This is a genomic window from Micromonospora sediminimaris (genome assembly GCF_016863575.1).
GTDB classification, from domain to species: Bacteria; Actinomycetota; Actinomycetes; order Mycobacteriales; family Micromonosporaceae; genus Micromonospora; species Micromonospora sediminimaris.
The window spans coordinates 1-14510 of the sequence record NZ_BOPD01000007.1 but is presented as its reverse complement, the minus strand read 5'-3'; the positions used below and the strand labels follow the sequence as shown (position 1 = coordinate 14510).

The 14510-nt window shown below is 71.7% G+C and carries 12 protein-coding genes; 7 read left to right on the top strand and 5 right to left on the bottom strand.

Annotation, left to right across the window (positions count from 1 at the left end; translation table 11 throughout):
* Positions 1-8: 8 nt before the first annotated feature.
* Entirely contained in the window at positions 9-908 is a 900-nt protein-coding gene (locus Vse01_RS04015) for a TIGR01777 family oxidoreductase (protein ID WP_093401575.1), read from the top strand.
* Between the two features lie 95 nt (positions 909-1003).
* On the opposite strand, the gene Vse01_RS04010 is transcribed toward Vse01_RS04015, so the two are convergent.
* Positions 1004-2245 (bottom strand): extracellular catalytic domain type 1 short-chain-length polyhydroxyalkanoate depolymerase, encoded by a 1242-nt coding sequence (locus Vse01_RS04010; protein WP_093401249.1) that lies wholly within the window; start codon positions 2243-2245, stop codon positions 1004-1006.
* Positions 2246-2415: 170 nt separating this feature from the next.
* Here Vse01_RS04010 and Vse01_RS04005 point away from each other — a divergent pair, with 170 nt between their 5' ends.
* Positions 2416-4236: a DUF6311 domain-containing protein gene (locus Vse01_RS04005; protein ID WP_093401250.1), complete on the top strand. Its 1821-nt coding sequence runs from the start codon at positions 2416-2418 to the stop codon at positions 4234-4236.
* Between the two features lie 68 nt (positions 4237-4304).
* Positions 4305-4949, top strand: coding sequence for a lipoyl(octanoyl) transferase LipB (lipB, locus tag Vse01_RS04000; protein ID WP_093401251.1), 645 nt, complete (start codon positions 4305-4307; stop codon positions 4947-4949).
* A 108-nt stretch (positions 4950-5057) separates the two neighbouring features.
* Here the strand turns inward: lipB and aspS are convergent, their stop codons facing one another.
* The gene (aspS, locus tag Vse01_RS03995) at positions 5058-6344 is read right to left on the bottom strand and encodes an aspartate--tRNA(Asn) ligase (RefSeq protein ID WP_093401252.1); all 1287 of its coding nucleotides are present in this window, start codon (positions 6342-6344) and stop codon (positions 5058-5060) included.
* A gap of 484 nt (positions 6345-6828) precedes the next feature.
* On the opposite strand from aspS, the gene lipA reads away from it, so the two are divergent.
* Positions 6829-7821: a lipoyl synthase gene (lipA, locus tag Vse01_RS03990; RefSeq protein WP_093401253.1), complete on the top strand. Its 993-nt coding sequence runs from the start codon at positions 6829-6831 to the stop codon at positions 7819-7821.
* Positions 7822-7845: 24 nt separating this feature from the next.
* On the opposite strand, the gene Vse01_RS29585 is transcribed toward lipA, so the two are convergent.
* Both Vse01_RS29585 and Vse01_RS03980 read right to left on the bottom strand, forming a co-directional pair.
* Positions 7846-10725 carry a helix-turn-helix transcriptional regulator gene (locus Vse01_RS29585; protein WP_275415489.1) on the bottom strand — a complete coding sequence of 960 codons (2880 nt, stop codon included), beginning with the start codon at positions 10723-10725 and terminating at the stop codon, positions 7846-7848.
* Positions 10726-10802: 77 nt separating this feature from the next.
* Positions 10803-10973 (bottom strand): hypothetical protein, encoded by a 171-nt coding sequence (locus tag Vse01_RS03980; protein WP_170863258.1) that lies wholly within the window; start codon positions 10971-10973, stop codon positions 10803-10805.
* A gap of 195 nt (positions 10974-11168) precedes the next feature.
* Between Vse01_RS03980 and Vse01_RS03975 the strand changes: the two genes are divergently transcribed.
* Positions 11169-11858, top strand: a complete 690-nt coding sequence (locus Vse01_RS03975; protein ID WP_093401255.1) for a DUF4191 domain-containing protein — start codon at positions 11169-11171, stop codon at positions 11856-11858.
* A 63-nt stretch (positions 11859-11921) separates the two neighbouring features.
* Here Vse01_RS03975 and Vse01_RS03970 read toward each other — a convergent pair whose 3' ends face one another.
* Positions 11922-12326: an RDD family protein gene (locus Vse01_RS03970; protein ID WP_093401256.1), complete on the bottom strand. Its 405-nt coding sequence runs from the start codon at positions 12324-12326 to the stop codon at positions 11922-11924.
* Positions 12327-12635: 309 nt separating this feature from the next.
* Here Vse01_RS03970 and glnA point away from each other — a divergent pair, with 309 nt between their 5' ends.
* Both glnA and Vse01_RS03960 read left to right on the top strand, forming a co-directional pair.
* Positions 12636-14060 carry a type I glutamate--ammonia ligase gene (glnA, locus tag Vse01_RS03965; RefSeq protein ID WP_093401257.1) on the top strand — a complete coding sequence of 475 codons (1425 nt, stop codon included), beginning with the start codon at positions 12636-12638 and terminating at the stop codon, positions 14058-14060.
* Between the two features lie 97 nt (positions 14061-14157).
* The coding region (locus Vse01_RS03960) for a PadR family transcriptional regulator (RefSeq protein WP_204019232.1) at positions 14158-14510 on the top strand (353 nt) is incomplete at its 3' end.

Sequence of the window (14510 nt, the reverse complement as noted above, 5' to 3'; positions counted from 1 at the left end):
TGGAGGGCATGCGGATCCTCATGGCCGGCGCGTCCGGCTTCCTCGGCACCCGGCTGGTCGATCTGCTCGTCGCCGACGGGCACCAGGTGACCCGGCTGGTACGACGACCGCCGCGGGCCGCCGACGAGCGACGATGGTCGCCGTCGGCGGCGCAGTTGGACCCGGCGGTGGTCGCCGAGGCCGACGCGGTGATCAACCTGGCCGGCGCCGGTGTCGGCGACCGGCGCTGGAACGACAGGTACCGGCAGCTCATCCGGTCCAGCCGGGTGGACACCACCACCACCCTGGCCACCACGATCGCCGGGCTGCCGGCGGCCGATCGGCCGGAGGTGCTGCTGAACTCCTCGGCGATCGGCTGGTACGGCAACACCGGCGACCGGGTGGTCGAGGAGGACGCGCCGGCCGGCGAGGGTTTCCTCGCCGACGTGTCCCGGGTGTGGGAGGCGGCCACCCGGCCGGCCGAGGACGCCGGGGTACGGGTGGTGCGGCTGCGCACCGGGCTACCGCTGCACCGCGACGGTGGGCTGCTCAAGCCGCAGCTGCTGCCGTTCAAGCTGGGTATCGCCGGCCGGCTCGGCAGCGGCCGGCAGTGGATTCCGTGGATCTCGATGACCGACTGGCTCAACGCCACCACGTTCCTGCTGGCCCGGGCGGACCTCGCCGGGCCGGTCAACGTGGTCGGCCCGGCCCCGGTCACCAACGCCGAGTTCACTCGCGAGCTGGCCCGCCAACTGAACCGTCCCGCGGTCATCCCGATCCCGGCGCTGGCCCTGAAGGTCGCCCTGGGCGGCTTCGCCCAGGAGGCGCTGACCAGCACCCGCGTCCTCCCCGGCGTCCTCAACCGCGCCCAGTTCACCTTCCGCCACCCCGACCTCCGCACCGCCCTCCACGCCGCCCTCCACGACTGACCCCTCCCCTTCAGCCTGTTGATCATGAGGTTGGCGGCAGGGTTGATCTGAAACTGCCGCCAACCTCATGATCAACGCAGGCGTCGCGGGGGTGGTTAGCAGCCGATGAGCCAGTGGTTGGGTGCGGTTTGGCGCAGGGTGGTGGTGTAGAAGGTGTTGTAGAGGCCCATCCGCTGGTTGGAGCCGTTGGCGTAGGCGTAGCCGCCGGAGTGGTACGCCCGGCCGGCGGAGACGTGGGCGTAGTTGCTGGCGGTGACGCAGGTCGGGGCACCGGTGGGGGTCGGGCTCGCGGTCGGGGTGGGTGACGCGGTCGGGCTCGGCGACGTGGTCGGGGTCGCCGTCGGGGTCGGGGTGACGCCGCCGTTCAGGCCGAAGAAGACCGCGTCGTGGTACGTCGAACAGATGGTGTCCAGGAAGTACGCGGCGGCGGTGCCGCACTGGTCCGCGCCCGAGCCCGGGTCGACGGGGGTGCCGTGCCCCATGCCGGAGACCCGGTGTACGCGGACCACGTCGTTGCCGTAGACCTCGACGCTGGTGCCGGCCGGCAGTTGTCGGGTGCTGGTGGGCGTCTGCGAGACACCGAGCACGTTGGTCCACTGGTCGCGGGACTCGGTGGCGTTAGCCGTTGCCACCGTGTAGTCACTGGTCCCGTGCCAGATGGCCACCTTCGGGCGGGCACCGGAGTAGCCGGGGTAGGCGTTGCGGACGAGATCGCCCCACTGCGCGGGGCTCTTGTCCACACCCGGGCTCATGCAGGAGAAGGCGTTGATCATGCTGGTGGCGCACCGGTGCGGCAGCCCGGCGATGATCGAGCCTCCGGCGAAGACATCCGGGTAGGTCGCCAGCATGGTGGCGCTCATCGCCCCGCCGGCCGACAGCCCGCTGACGTAGACCCGGTTGGCGGCCGTGCCGTACACCGACCGGGCGTGGTCGACCATCTGCTTGATGGAGAGCGCCTCGCCCTGCCCCCGGGACGTGTCACCGGTCTCGAACCAGTTGAAGCAGGAGCTGGAGTTGTTCGCCGAACGCTGCTCGGGGACGATCAGCGCGAACCGCCACTGGTCGGCGTACTTCTGCCAGCCCGAGTTGGCGAAGTAGCCGCTGGCGTTCTGGGCGCAGCCGTGCAGCAGCACCACGGCCGGGGCGCCGGAGGGCAGGTTGTCCGGCCGGTACGCGTACATGGCGAGGTTGCCGGGGTTGGAGCCGAAGCCGGTGACCTGGGTCAGGGTTGCGGCCTGGGCGGGCGCGGCGACGGCCACCAGCGCGGTGGCGGCCAGGGCCAGCCCGGCCAGCGCACCGGCGAGCCGGGTACGGGTGCGGCGCACGAGAGCCTCCATAGGGTGTGAGCTGGGTCACCAATGATTGCCGCGACGTTACGCACTTGTGTCACACCGATGACATGGCGGCCGTGCACATATTCGTCGATGTCCGGGTGTGGCAGCGCGGGCCGCCGCCTACCTGCCGGGTCTGACCGGCGTGTCCCGGTGCGGTTGGTAACGTCCGCTAGGTGCCCACCTCCCCGTCCGTGGCTCCCGCGCCCGCCTCACCGTCGCCGTCGCGGGTCGCCCGCGACCGCCGCGTCGATCTGATCGTGGTGCTTGTCGCGTTGGCGCTCGCCGTCTGGGTGACCAGCGGGCTGTGGATCGACCCGAACGGGCGGGCGATCACCGTCAACTCCAGCGACCAGGCGCTGTTCGAATGGTTGCTGGCCTTCGGCGGGCACGCGCTGACCCATGGGGACAACCCCCTCTTCACCTATCTGATCAACGTCCCGGACGGGGTAAACCTCGCGGTCAACACCTCGATCACGGTGTACGCGGCGGTCTTCGCCCCGCTGACGTACCTGATCGGCCCGTCGGCCACCTTCCTGGTGATCCTCACCCTCAATCTGGCCGCCACCGCCGTCGCCTGGTACTGGTTGCTCTCCCGGCACCTGGTCCGCAGCCCGCTCGCCGCGGCCGTCGGTGGACTGTTCATCGGCTTCTCCCCCGGGATGGTCTCGCACGCCAACGCCCACCTGAACTGGACCGCCGGCTGGCTGGTGCCACTGCTGGCATGGCGACTGTTCGCGCTGCGCCGGCCAGGCCACTGGCTGCGTGACGGCGCCACCCTCGGCGTACTCGTCGCGGTCGCCTTCTCGATCGCCGCCGAGGGACTCTTCTTCACCGCGCTGGCGCTCGGACTCTTCGTCGCCGTCTGGGCGCTGCACCCGGCCAACCGGACCGAGGCCCGCGCCGTACTGCCCTCGTTCCTGCGCGGGCTGGCGGTGACCGCGGTGGTCGCCGGGGTGTTGCTGGCCTACCCACTGTGGCTGCACTTCGCCGGGCCGCAGCGATTCCACGGCACCGGCTTCGACGCGGTGATCCATTCCGAGGACATCGCCGCGTACGCCGCCTATCCGCGCCGCTCCCTGGGCGGCGAGGCCGGGTTCGGCACCTCGCTGGCACCGAACCCCACCGAGGAGAACTCCTTCTTCGGGCTGCCGCTGCTGGTGCTCGCCGTCGGCTGTTTCGTGCTGTTGTGGCGGGGCGGTGACGCCCGTCGACGGGCCACCCTGTGGGCCCTCGGGATCGTCGCGGTGGTGTTCACCGCGCTCTCGTTCGGGCCGGTGGCCAAGGTCGACGGCCGGCGAACCGACCTGCCGATGCCCTTCGACCTGCTCGGGCACCTGCCGGTGGTGAACGCCGCGCTGCCCGCCCGGTTCGCGCTGGTGGTGACGCCGGTGATCGGCCTGCTGCTGGCGTACGCGGTGGACCAGTTGCGTCGACGTCCGCCCTCCCGCCCCGCGGCTGTGGCCTGGACGGTCGGCTTCGCGGTGGCCCTGGTGCCACTGCTCCCCACTCCGCTGCTGACCAGCGAACGTGAGCCGATCCCCCGCTTCATCACCTCCGGCGCCTGGCGGAACTACGTCTCCACGGGAGGGGTGCTGACTCCGGCACCGCTCACCCTCGACGTCTACCCCGACGGCCAGCGTTGGCAGGCGTACGCGCTTGCGAACCGACAGGGAGAATTCGCCATCCCGTCCGGTTTCTTCCTCGGCCCCGGCGGTCCGGACGACCGGGGACGCATCGGTCCGGTGCCGCGCCCGTTCGGCGCGCTGCTGGACCAGGCCGCCCGCAGCGGTCTGCCGCCGATCGTCACCGAGGGCACCCGCGAAGAGGTCCGGGCCGACCTGGAGCACTGGCGAATCGAGACCGTGGTGCTCGCCGACCAGGTCCACGGTGCCAAGTGGCCGGTCGACGAGGAGGCCATCCGCCGCACCCTGGTCCTGCTCTTCGGTGAGCCGGAGCGGGTCGAGGACGTCTGGGTGTGGCAGGTCCGGCGGTGAGCCAGCCGGGTCCGGCCGTGAGCCGGCTCACCACTGGTGACCAGCGGGTACGGGTCTAGGCTGGACGCGTGACCGTGACGACCTCCGGCCTGACGGCCGTACGCGCCGGTGTCCTCGACTACTCCGCCGCCTGGGACGAACAGCGGCGCCTGCACGAGGCGGTGGTCACCGGCGGGCAGGGCGATACCGTGCTGCTGCTGGAGCACCCGAGCGTCTACACGGCCGGCAAGCGCACCGAGCCGTGGGACCGCCCGGTCGACGGCACCCCGGTGATCGACGTGGACCGCGGCGGCAAGATCACCTGGCACGGCCCGGGCCAGTTGGTGGGCTACCCGATCGTGCGCCTACCCGACCCGGTCGACGTGGTCGCGTACGTACGCCGGGTCGAGCAGTTGCTGATCGACGTGTGCGCCGAGTTCGGGCTGGTTGCGGGCCGGGTCGACGGGCGCAGCGGGGTGTGGGTGCCCGCCGACGACAAAGGTCCGGAGCGCAAGGTCGCGGCGATCGGCATCCGAGTAGCCCGCGGCGTGACCCTGCACGGCTTCGCCATCAACTGCGACTGCGACCTGGCGTACTTCGACCGGATCGTGCCGTGTGGCATCCGCGACGCCGGCGTCACCTCGTTGACCGCCGAGCTCGGCCACCCCGTCACCATCGCCGACGTCCTCCCCGCAGTAGAACGCCACCTCCCCACCCTCCTCCCCACCCCCTAACCCCACCCCCACCCAGTCCCGCGGTGATCAAGAAGTTTGCGTCGGTTCCGGTGCGGATCCCCGACGCAAACTTCTTGATCAACCCCACCGGGGGGTGGGGTGGGGGGGTTAGGGGGTTAGGCGGTGGAGGTCGCGGGGGAAGGGGGTTACCTGGCGGATGTTGGGGGCGTGGGTGAGGCGGGCGACCAGGCGTTCCAGGCCGATGGCGAAGCCGCCGTGCGGGGGCATGCCGTGGCGGAACGCGTCGACGTAGCCGGCGTACGGTTCCACCGGCTCACCCCGGTCGGCGAGCGCGGCCAGATAGTCGGCGTGCCGGTGCAGCCGCTGGCCACCGGTGACCAGTTCCAGGCCCCGGAACAGCAGGTCGAAGCCGTTGGAGTAGCCCGGCCGCGCCGGGTCCGGATGGGTGTAGAACGGCCGCTTCGCCATCGGGTACCCGGTGACGAAGAGGAACTCCGACCCGTGCTCGCGCCGGGCCCACTCCCCCAGCGTCCGTTCGTGCGCCGGTGCCAGGTCCGGCTCGTCGGCGGGCGCGTTGGCGATCCGCAGCGCCTCCGTGAAGTGCACCGCCGGGATCTGCGCCGGCACCGGCGGGGGTGTGACGCCGAGGGTGTCCAGCGCACCCGCGGCCCGGTCACCGACCGCGTCAAACATCCCGGCGAGGGTGTCCCGCAGTACCGTCATCACGTCGCGGTGGTCGGTGACGAAGCCCAGCTCCACGTCGAGCGAGGTGTACTGCGCCAGGTGTCGCACGGTGTCGTGCGGCTCGGCGCGGAAAACCGGCCCGACCTCGTAGACCCGCTCGAAGACCCCGACCATGAGCTGCTTGTAGAACTGTGGCGACTGGGCCAGATACGCGGGCCGGCCGAACCAGTCCAGGTCGAAGACGTTCGCCCCGCTCTCGGTGGACGAGGCGACCACCTTCGGCGTGTGGATCTCCACGAAGCGGCGGGAGTCCAGCGTGGCCCGGAAGCCGGCCACCGCCGCCGCCGAGATCCGCAACGCGGCCGATCGGGTCGGGTGGCGCAGGGCGACCGGGGCGTGGTCGAGCTGCGTCGGCAGGGTGGCGGCGAGCTCGGGTCGGTAGAGGTCGAACGGGGGCGGTACGGCGGGCGGTCCGAGTGGCCGTACCGTCGGGTCGGTCAGCTCCAACCCGCCGGGCGCCGCCGCGTTGGTGACCACGGTGGCCACCACCTCGACGACGGTCTCCTCCGGCAACGCCTCGACCTCGGCACGCACCGCGGGGTCGGTGACGACCACCTGGGCGAGGCCGGCGGCGTCCCGGACGATCAGGAAGGCCACCGACTTGAGCAGGCGGCGGCGGTGAATCCAGCCGGCGATCCGGACGGTACGCCCGGTGTACGGCGCGAGCTGGTCGGACAGGATGCGTTGCACAGTGGCTCTCCTCGGTCGATCGCAACGCCCTGGCCACCTCGGGTGGCGAGGCGTCGCCTCAGCCCCGGGAGGTGTGGGCGAGCGGGAACCTCGCGGTGCCACCACACCTTCGCTCCCGTCGGGGACGGGAGCCTCGTTCGTCGCCTTTTCACCGGGGCCAGCCGGGCGGGCTCTACTGGGCGTGGATGCCGGAGCCGCCCTGCTCAGGACCGTCCAGGCACCAAACGCTGTTCTTCCCGCAGCTCGGGAGGGTCTTCGCGGCCCCGGTGCCAGACCGCCTCGCAGCAACCGGCGGCTCTCTTCAACTGGCGGATCGGTGCGCTACTCGGCTCCGTCGTCGCTACTCGCCGCGCACGCTAACACCCCGTCGGGTCGTCCTGTTACGTGTTTTTTTGCAGTCCGGTGTCCGGCGTCACAGGATTTCCGGGGTGACGGCCGTCGCCCGCCGTTCATCGACCGCCGCCGTCCGGCGTAGGCTCGTTTTGTGACGATCGAGCACTCCGCGCCGACGACCGGCCAGGCCGCGAGTACCGCGACGCCCGCCCCTGAGGGGCGGCGACTGCTGCGGATCGAGGCACGCAACGCCGAGACGCCGATCGAGCGCAAACCGCCGTGGATCAAGGTCAAGGCCAAGATGGGCCCCGAGTACACCCAGCTGCGTGGGCTGGTCGCCCGCGAAGGGCTGCACACGGTGTGCCAGGAGGCCGGCTGTCCCAACATCTACGAATGTTGGGAGGACCGCGAGGCCACCTTCCTCATCGGCGGTGACCAGTGCACCCGCCGCTGCGACTTCTGCCAGATCGACACCGGCAAGCCGGCCGAATTCGACGCCGACGAGCCGCGTCGCGTCGCCGAGTCGGTGGTGTCGATGGGGCTGCGGTACGCCACCATCACCGGTGTCGCCCGTGACGACCTGCCCGACGGCGGCGCCTGGCTGTACGCCGAGACCGTGCGGCAGATCCACGCCTTGCAGCCCGGCTGCGGTGTCGAGCTGCTGATCCCCGACTTCAACGCGGTACCCGAGCAGCTTGCCGAGGTCTTCGGTGCCAAACCGGAGGTGCTCGCGCACAACGTGGAGACGGTTCCCCGGATCTTCAAGCGGATCCGGCCGGCCTTCCGCTACGAGCGGTCCCTGGACGTCATCTCGCAGGCCCGCGCCGACGGCCTGGTCACCAAGAGCAACTTGATCCTGGGCATGGGCGAGGAGCGCTCCGAGATCTCCCAGGCCCTGCGCGACCTGCACGCCGCCGGCTGTGAGCTGATCACCATCACCCAGTACCTGCGCCCCTCCCCCCGGCACCACCCGGTGGAACGGTGGGTCAAGCCGGAGGAGTTCGTCGAGCTGCGGGAGGAGGCCGAGGAGATCGGCTTCGCGGGCGTGATGAGCGGCCCCCTGGTCCGTTCCTCCTACCGCGCCGGCCGCCTCTACCAGCAGGCCCTCGCGGCCCGCGAACCGGCAACCCTGGCCACCCGCTGACCCACCCGCCCCGGGCCCGCCGCGTCAGGGGTCGGTGAGCAGGTTGAGGCGGTGGGCGAGGGCGGCGGCCTCGACGCGGTTGGTCACGTCGAGTTTCGCGATGATCCGGGAGACGTGCACGCTCGCCGTCTTGGGCGAGATGAACAACTGCTCGGCGATACGGCTGTTGCTGTGACCCGCGGCGACCAGACGCAACACCTCACGCTCCCGCTCGGTCAGCAGATCCGCGCCCGGTCGACCGTTGCCGGCACCACGCAGCCCCACCCGGCGGGCCAGGGTGGCCGCGCGTTCGGCGAGCCGGACCGCGCCGAGCCCGTCGGCGAGCCCCGCCGCCTCACTCACCGCCGCGCCGACCTCGTCGCGCTTTCCCGCACCCGCCGCCGCCTCGGCGTAGCCCAGCAGCACCCGCGCCAGTTCCCCGGGCTGACCGGCGGTCCGCCAGGCCGCGACCGCGGTCCGCCAGGCGACGAGCGTCTCGGCACCTGACGCTCCGCAGGCGACCACCTCGGCGGCGTACGCCCGCTCGGCGGGAAAGCGGGCCGCGACGCCGCCGGCCAGCGCGGCGACCTCGCCCGCCACCGCCTCATCGCCGACGTGTCGGGCGGCCCGGGCCGCCGCGGCCAGCACCGGCCAGCTGTACCGGGGATAGTCGACGATCGCCGGGTCGGTCAGGCACGCCTGCGCCGCCCGCAGCGCTTCGGCCCGGTCGTCGGCCGCCAGCGCCGTCTCCAGCCGCAGCAGGTACAGCGGAAGCCGGTTGTGCGGATGCAGGTACGGCTTGGTGAGGAAGCTCAGCGCCCGGGCGACGGTCTCGTCGGCGCGGGGATGCCCCTGTGCCAGTCGCAACGCGGCCCGCAGTTGCAGCCAGTGCAGGCCGGAGACGCCCGGCGGATCGAGCCGGGCCGCCTCGGCGCAGACCTGGTCGGCCTCCGTCCAACGGCCCAGCGCCAGCAGCGCCTCCGCCCGGTTCGAGAGCAGGTACGCCCCGGTGGAGCGGCTGATGCCGACCCGACGTGCCTCGCTCACCCCGTCCGCGGCGGCCTGCGCCGACTCGTCGTACCGGCCCAGCTCGAACAGCACGTCGGAGATGTGTACCAGCGCGCTGACCAGTGCCGGCGTCTCCCCGGCGGCACGCGCCAGCGCCTCGCAACGGCGCAGCTCGGCCAGCCCGAGATCGGCCGCGCCCTCCCGTCGTTTCAGCACCGCCAGCTGCACCAGCAGCAGGGCTGCGTCGGTGTCGGCCGCCCGTGCCGCGGTCACCACCTCGGCGGCGATCCGGGCCGCGTCGGCATGGTCGATGCGGGCCAGGTGATCGGCGAGGTCGGCGAGCAGCCGCAGGCGGTCGGGCCCGTCCGACACCCCTGACACCAGTCGGTACGCCTCCCGCAGCTCGGTCGCGCCGTCGCTCTTGCCGAGCATGGCCAGCATCCGGCCACGCCGATCCAGCAGCCGCGCCGCGCGCAGCGGCTGCTCACCGGTGTCCACCTCGGCCAGCGCAGCCCGGGTCAGGGTCAACGCCCGCTGGTAGTCACCGGCGGTGGTCGCCGCGCCGAGCGTCTCCTCAAGCAGCGCGAGGTGGTCCATGCCGAGCCGGTCGGCGGCGTCGGGCACCAGTTCCCAGAGTTCCAGCACCCGTTCCAGCAGCCGGGTCTGCTCGGCGTACGCGTACCGGTCGGCGGCGGCGCAGGCGGCCACCCGGGCGGTCACCAGGGCTCGGGGATGGTCGTGGGCGGCGTACCAGTGGTGGGCGATCTCGGCCGGCGCCCGGCCGGCGGCGACCAGGTGCGGGTGTGCCTCGATGGCGGCGGCGAATCGGGCGTGCAGCCGGGCGTGTTCGCCGGGCAGCAACTCGTCGTGGACCGCCTCACGGACCAGCGCGTGGCGGAATTCGTAGTCGCCGTCCGGGTCGGCCACCAGCAGTTGAGCGGCGACGGCGGCCCGCAGGGCGTCGTCCAGCTCCGCCTCGGGCAGGCCAGCGACCTCGGCGAGCAGTTGGTGGGCCAGGCGGTTGCCGCCGGCGGCGGCGATCCGCAGCACCCGTTGGGCTGGCTCGGGTAGCCGGTCCACCCGGGCCAGCAGCAGATCACGCAGCGTCTCCGGCAGCGCGGCGCAGCCGATCGGGCTGCCAGCGGCGGCAAGCTCCTCGATGAACAGGGGGTTGCCCTGCGTACGGTCGTGGATGTCGTCGACCGCCCGCGCGGCCGGCTCGGCACCGAGCAGCCCGGCGAGGACCGCCCCGGTGCCGTCCCGCTCCAGCCGGGACAGCTCGATCCGCTCGACGCCCCGGGCCCGGTCCAACTCGGCCAGGAAGGGCCGCAGCGGATGACCCCGGTGCAGTTCGTCGGTCCGGTAGGTGCAGACCAGCAGCAGCCGGCCGGTGCGGGCCGCTCGCACCAGGAAAGCGATGAGGTCGCGGGTGGACCGGTCCGCCCAGTGCAGATCCTCGATCACCAGGATCAGCGGCTGGGCGGCGGCGAGCCGGCCGAACAGTTGGGCGACCAGTTCGAAGAGGTAACCCCGGGGGGCGTCCGAGGGCGGTCCGGCGGCGGGCGCGGCGGCACCGGCCGGCCGGGCCAGCTCCGGCAGCAGGCGGGCGAACTCGGCGTCGTACCCGTCGAGGACACCGGGGCCGTCGCGGCGCAGCACCGTCCGCAGCACCGCGGCGAACGGAGCGAACGGCAGGCCGGCCTCGCCGAGTTCGAGGCACTGCCCGACCAGCAGGCGGGCGTCGTCGCCGAGAGAGCGGCCGAACTCCTCCAGCAGGCGGGTCTTGCCGACCCCGGCCTCGCCGCCGACCAGAACGGTGACCGGCTCCCCGGCGCGGGCGCGGCCAGCCGCCGCACGTAGTCGCGCCATCTCCCGCTGACGGCCGACGAGGATGGTGCTGGTGGGGCGGACGCTCACGGCACCGAGCATGCCACGCCCGCCGTCGCCCGCCCGTCGGCCGCCGTCCTCCCGGTCGGCTGCTCCCGGGTCGGCGCTCAGTGGCGTGCCTCGTCGGTACGCGTCCGATGGTGCCGGCGGTGCAGCCAGCCGCGGGCCGAGCGGTGCGGTAGCGACCGGGCCAGCCGGTCCTGGGCGGCCTCGGCCCGCAGCTCCGCGGCGTGCGTACGGTAGAGGGTGAGCATGAGGTTGGCGTCGTGACCGAACATGGCGCGCTCCCTGCGATCGTCGTCAACTGGTGACTCTGACTCTGCTCGCGAAGGTGCCGCCGGGGCATGGGCACCGCGCCTGATCTGTGCCCACTCGCCCTCCTTACGCCGGGTCGCTGGCGGCGTAGCGGCGTCGTAAGGTACTCAGCCGGCCGCGGATCAACGGTGCGGCGGGCGACCACTAGACTCGACGACATGGCAAAGCCCCAGGAGAAGGTCTCGTTCGGCCAGCGGCTGAAGCAGATCGGGTTGGTGTTCCGGTTCACCGCCAAGCAGGACAAGTGGTTCGCCCCCTTGGCCACCGGTGCGGTGCTGATCCCGCTTGCGCTGACCGTGGTCGCGGTCGCGCTCTGGGGCTGGCTCTGGTTGCCGCTGGGCATCCTGTTCGCCCTGCTCTGCCTGCTGATCGTGCTCAACCTTCGGTCGAACCGGGCGATGATGAACGCGGCCGAGGGGCAACCGGGCGCCGCCGCGCAGATCATGGAGAACATGCGCGGTGACTGGCGGGTCTCCCCGGCGGTCAGCTCGACCACCCAGATGGACATGGTGCACCTGGTCATCGGGCGGCCCGGCGTGATCCTGCTGGCGGAGGGCAACCCGCAGCGGGTCCGGGGCCTGCTGGGCCAGGAGAAGCGTCGGCTGGCCAAGGTGATCGGCAACGCCCCGCTCTACGACTACGTCATCGGACAGGACGAGGGCGAGCTGCCGATCCGCAAGCTGCGGATGACGCTGATGCGGCTGCCCCGCAACCTCAGCGGCAAGGACGTCAACTCACTGGACAAGCGCCTCAAGGCGCTCACCTCCCGCCCCCAGATGCCCAAGGGCGCCATCCCCAAGAATCTCCGCCCGCCCCGTGGCGCGTCCCGCCAGATGCGCGGCCGCTGAGCCCAGCACGGAGGGGTCGGTCAGCGCACGGCTCGGGCCCCTGGGCTCGCGCGAGAGGGCGGGTCAGCGCGGTACGGGGGTGACGACCGAGCCGGTGAGGCGGTCGTGCAGGCCGCGCCGGTGCTGATCCATCAGGAGGGCCGGGACGACCAGGGCCAGCAGCACACCCCGCAGCAGTGCCCGGAGCAGGCCGATCCGGCCGCCGTCGGTCCAGTCGACGCACCGGATCCGGGTCAGGTACATGCCGGGGGTCTGGGCGAACAGGCCCAGGAACACGCCGTACAGCAGGATCAGCACCAGCACGGGCGCCCAGGCGTCCCGGGTGGGGCTGGCGAACAGGCCCGACGCGAGCAGGCAGAGAATCCAGTCGATGACCAGAGCCCCGAACCGGCGGCCCAGGTCGGCCGGGACGAAGTCGGGATCCGCGGCGGGGGGTGGCGAGGGGCTCGGCTGGGTGGTCACCTGCATGAGCCTAGCCAGCGCGGCAGCCGGCCCCGCGCAGGCCCGGCGCCAGGCGGGAGCCGGACCGGTGCCGGCAGGAGCCGGACCGGTGCCGGGCGCGCCGACGCGGAACGCCAAAAAGGACCAATCTCATCAAGCTTCACTACACTGGCACAGCCGGACCCGTTCCTCGGGTTGAGGTGTCCGGGTCAGGCACTCGGGGTGACCCAACGCGAGGGACGTAACACGGCGGAAACACTGGAGACATGGCCGGGCAACCGCACGGCCATAGCGTCGCCAGGAGCCTAGCTATCCGTGGACGTGCCAGGAGGACGAGTGTTCGCCAATCCCGAGGAACTCCTGCGTTACCTCAAGAACGAGGACGTGAAGTTCGTCGACGTTCGTTTCTGTGACCTGCCCGGCGTCATGCAGCACTTCAACCTGCCGGTGGAGTCCGTCGACGACGACTTCTTCACCAACGGTCTCGCTTTCGACGGGTCGTCGATCCGCGGCTTCCAGGCGATCCACGAGTCGGACATGCTCCTGCTCCCGGACGTCGCCACCGCCTTCATCGACCCGTTCCGCGCGCAGAAGACCCTCGCGCTGAACTTCTTCATCCACGACCCGTTCACCCGCGAGGCGTACTCGCGTGACCCGCGTAACGTGGCGAAGAAGGCCGAGGCCTTCCTGGCCGCCAGCGGCATCGCCGACACCGCCTACTTCGGTCCGGAGGCGGAGTTCTACATCTTCGACTCCATCCGCCACGAGACCTCCGCGCACCAGGCGTACTACTACATCGACTCGATCGAGGGCGCCTGGAACACCGGCCGTGAGGAGGAGGGCGGCAACCGCGGCTACAAGACCGCGTACAAGGGTGGTTACTTCCCGGTGCCGCCGGTCGACCACTACGCCGACCTGCGTGACCAGATCGTCCGCCGGCTGATCGACACCGGCTTCACCGTGGAGCGCTCGCACCACGAGGTCGGCACCGCCGGCCAGGCGGAGATCAATTACAAGTTCTCCACCCTGCTGCACGCCGGTGACCAGCTCCAGCTCTTCAAGTACATCGTGAAGAACACCGCCTGGGCCGCCGGCAAGACCGCCACCTTCATGCCGAAGCCGCTCTTCGGCGACAACGGCTCCGGCATGCACACCCACCAGAGCCTCTGGCTGGGCGGCGAGCCGCTGTTCTACGACGAGACCGGCTACGCCGGCCTGTCCGACACCGCCCGCTGGTACATCGGCGGTCTGCTGCACCACGCGCCGTCGCTGCTGGCCTTCACCAACCCGACGGTCAACTCGTACCGTCGCCTGGTCCCGGGCTTCGAGGCGCCGGTCAACCTGGTCTACTCGCAGCGCAACCGCTCCGCCTGCACCCGTATCCCGGTCACCGGCAGCAACCCGAAGGCCAAGCGGGTCGAGTTCCGGGTGCCGGACCCGTCGGCAAACGTCTACCTCGCCTTCTCGGCGATGCTGATGGCCGGCCTGGACGGCATCAAGAGCAAGATCGAGCCGCCGGCACCGATCGACAAGGACCTCTACGACCTCCCGCCGGAGGAGTGGGGCGACGTCAAGCAGGTGCCGGGCTCCCTGCCGGCCGTGCTGGACTCGCTTGAGGCCGACCACGACTACCTGCTCGACGGCGGCGTCTTCACCCCCGACCTGATCTCCACCTGGATCGACTGGAAGCGGGCCAACGAGGTCGACCCGGTGCGTCTGCGCCCGACCCCGCACGAGTTCGCCATGTACTTCGACTGCTGATCTCACTCAGCGCCTTCCGGGCCGGCTCCGCACCACGCGGAGCCGGCCCGCGGCATTTCGGCCAACCCAATACCTTCGCGTCCGATATATTGAGGGCGTGGACACTCCGCTACGCGAACCCACCTTCCTCATCCTGACCGCGCTCGCCCGCGAGCCGATGCACGGCTACGCGATCATCGGCGAGGTCGCGGCCCTCTCCGACGGGCGGCTGTCGCTGCGCCCCGGCACCCTCTACGGCGCGCTGGACCGGCTCACCGACGCCGGCCTGGTCGAACTCGACCGGGAGGAGACCGTCGACGGACGGTTACGCCGCTACTACCGCCTCTCCCCCACCGGTGACGCCACTCTCGCCGCCGAGACCGAACGGCTGCGCCGCAACGTCGAGGCCGCCACCGCCCGACTGCGCGCCCGCGCCGCGCGCCCGCTCGCACCGCGTACCGCCGGAGGGCT

What these genes read in the sequence shown, in the direction of transcription:
- Vse01_RS03980 (WP_170863258.1), bottom strand. Translation starts at nt 10,973, where the DNA reads ATGTTCGGTCACGACGCCAACCTCATGCTCACCCTCTACCGTACGCAC.
- Vse01_RS03970 (WP_093401256.1), bottom strand. Translation starts at nt 12,326, where the DNA reads ATGCAGGTGACCACCCAGCCGAGCCCCTCGCCACCCCCCGCCGCGGAT.
- Vse01_RS04010 (WP_093401249.1), bottom strand. Translation starts at nt 2,245, where the DNA reads ATGGAGGCTCTCGTGCGCCGCACCCGTACCCGGCTCGCCGGTGCGCTG.
- Vse01_RS04015 (WP_093401575.1), top strand. Translation starts at nt 9, where the DNA reads ATGCGGATCCTCATGGCCGGCGCGTCCGGCTTCCTCGGCACCCGGCTG.
- Vse01_RS03975 (WP_093401255.1), top strand. Translation starts at nt 11,169, where the DNA reads ATGGCAAAGCCCCAGGAGAAGGTCTCGTTCGGCCAGCGGCTGAAGCAG.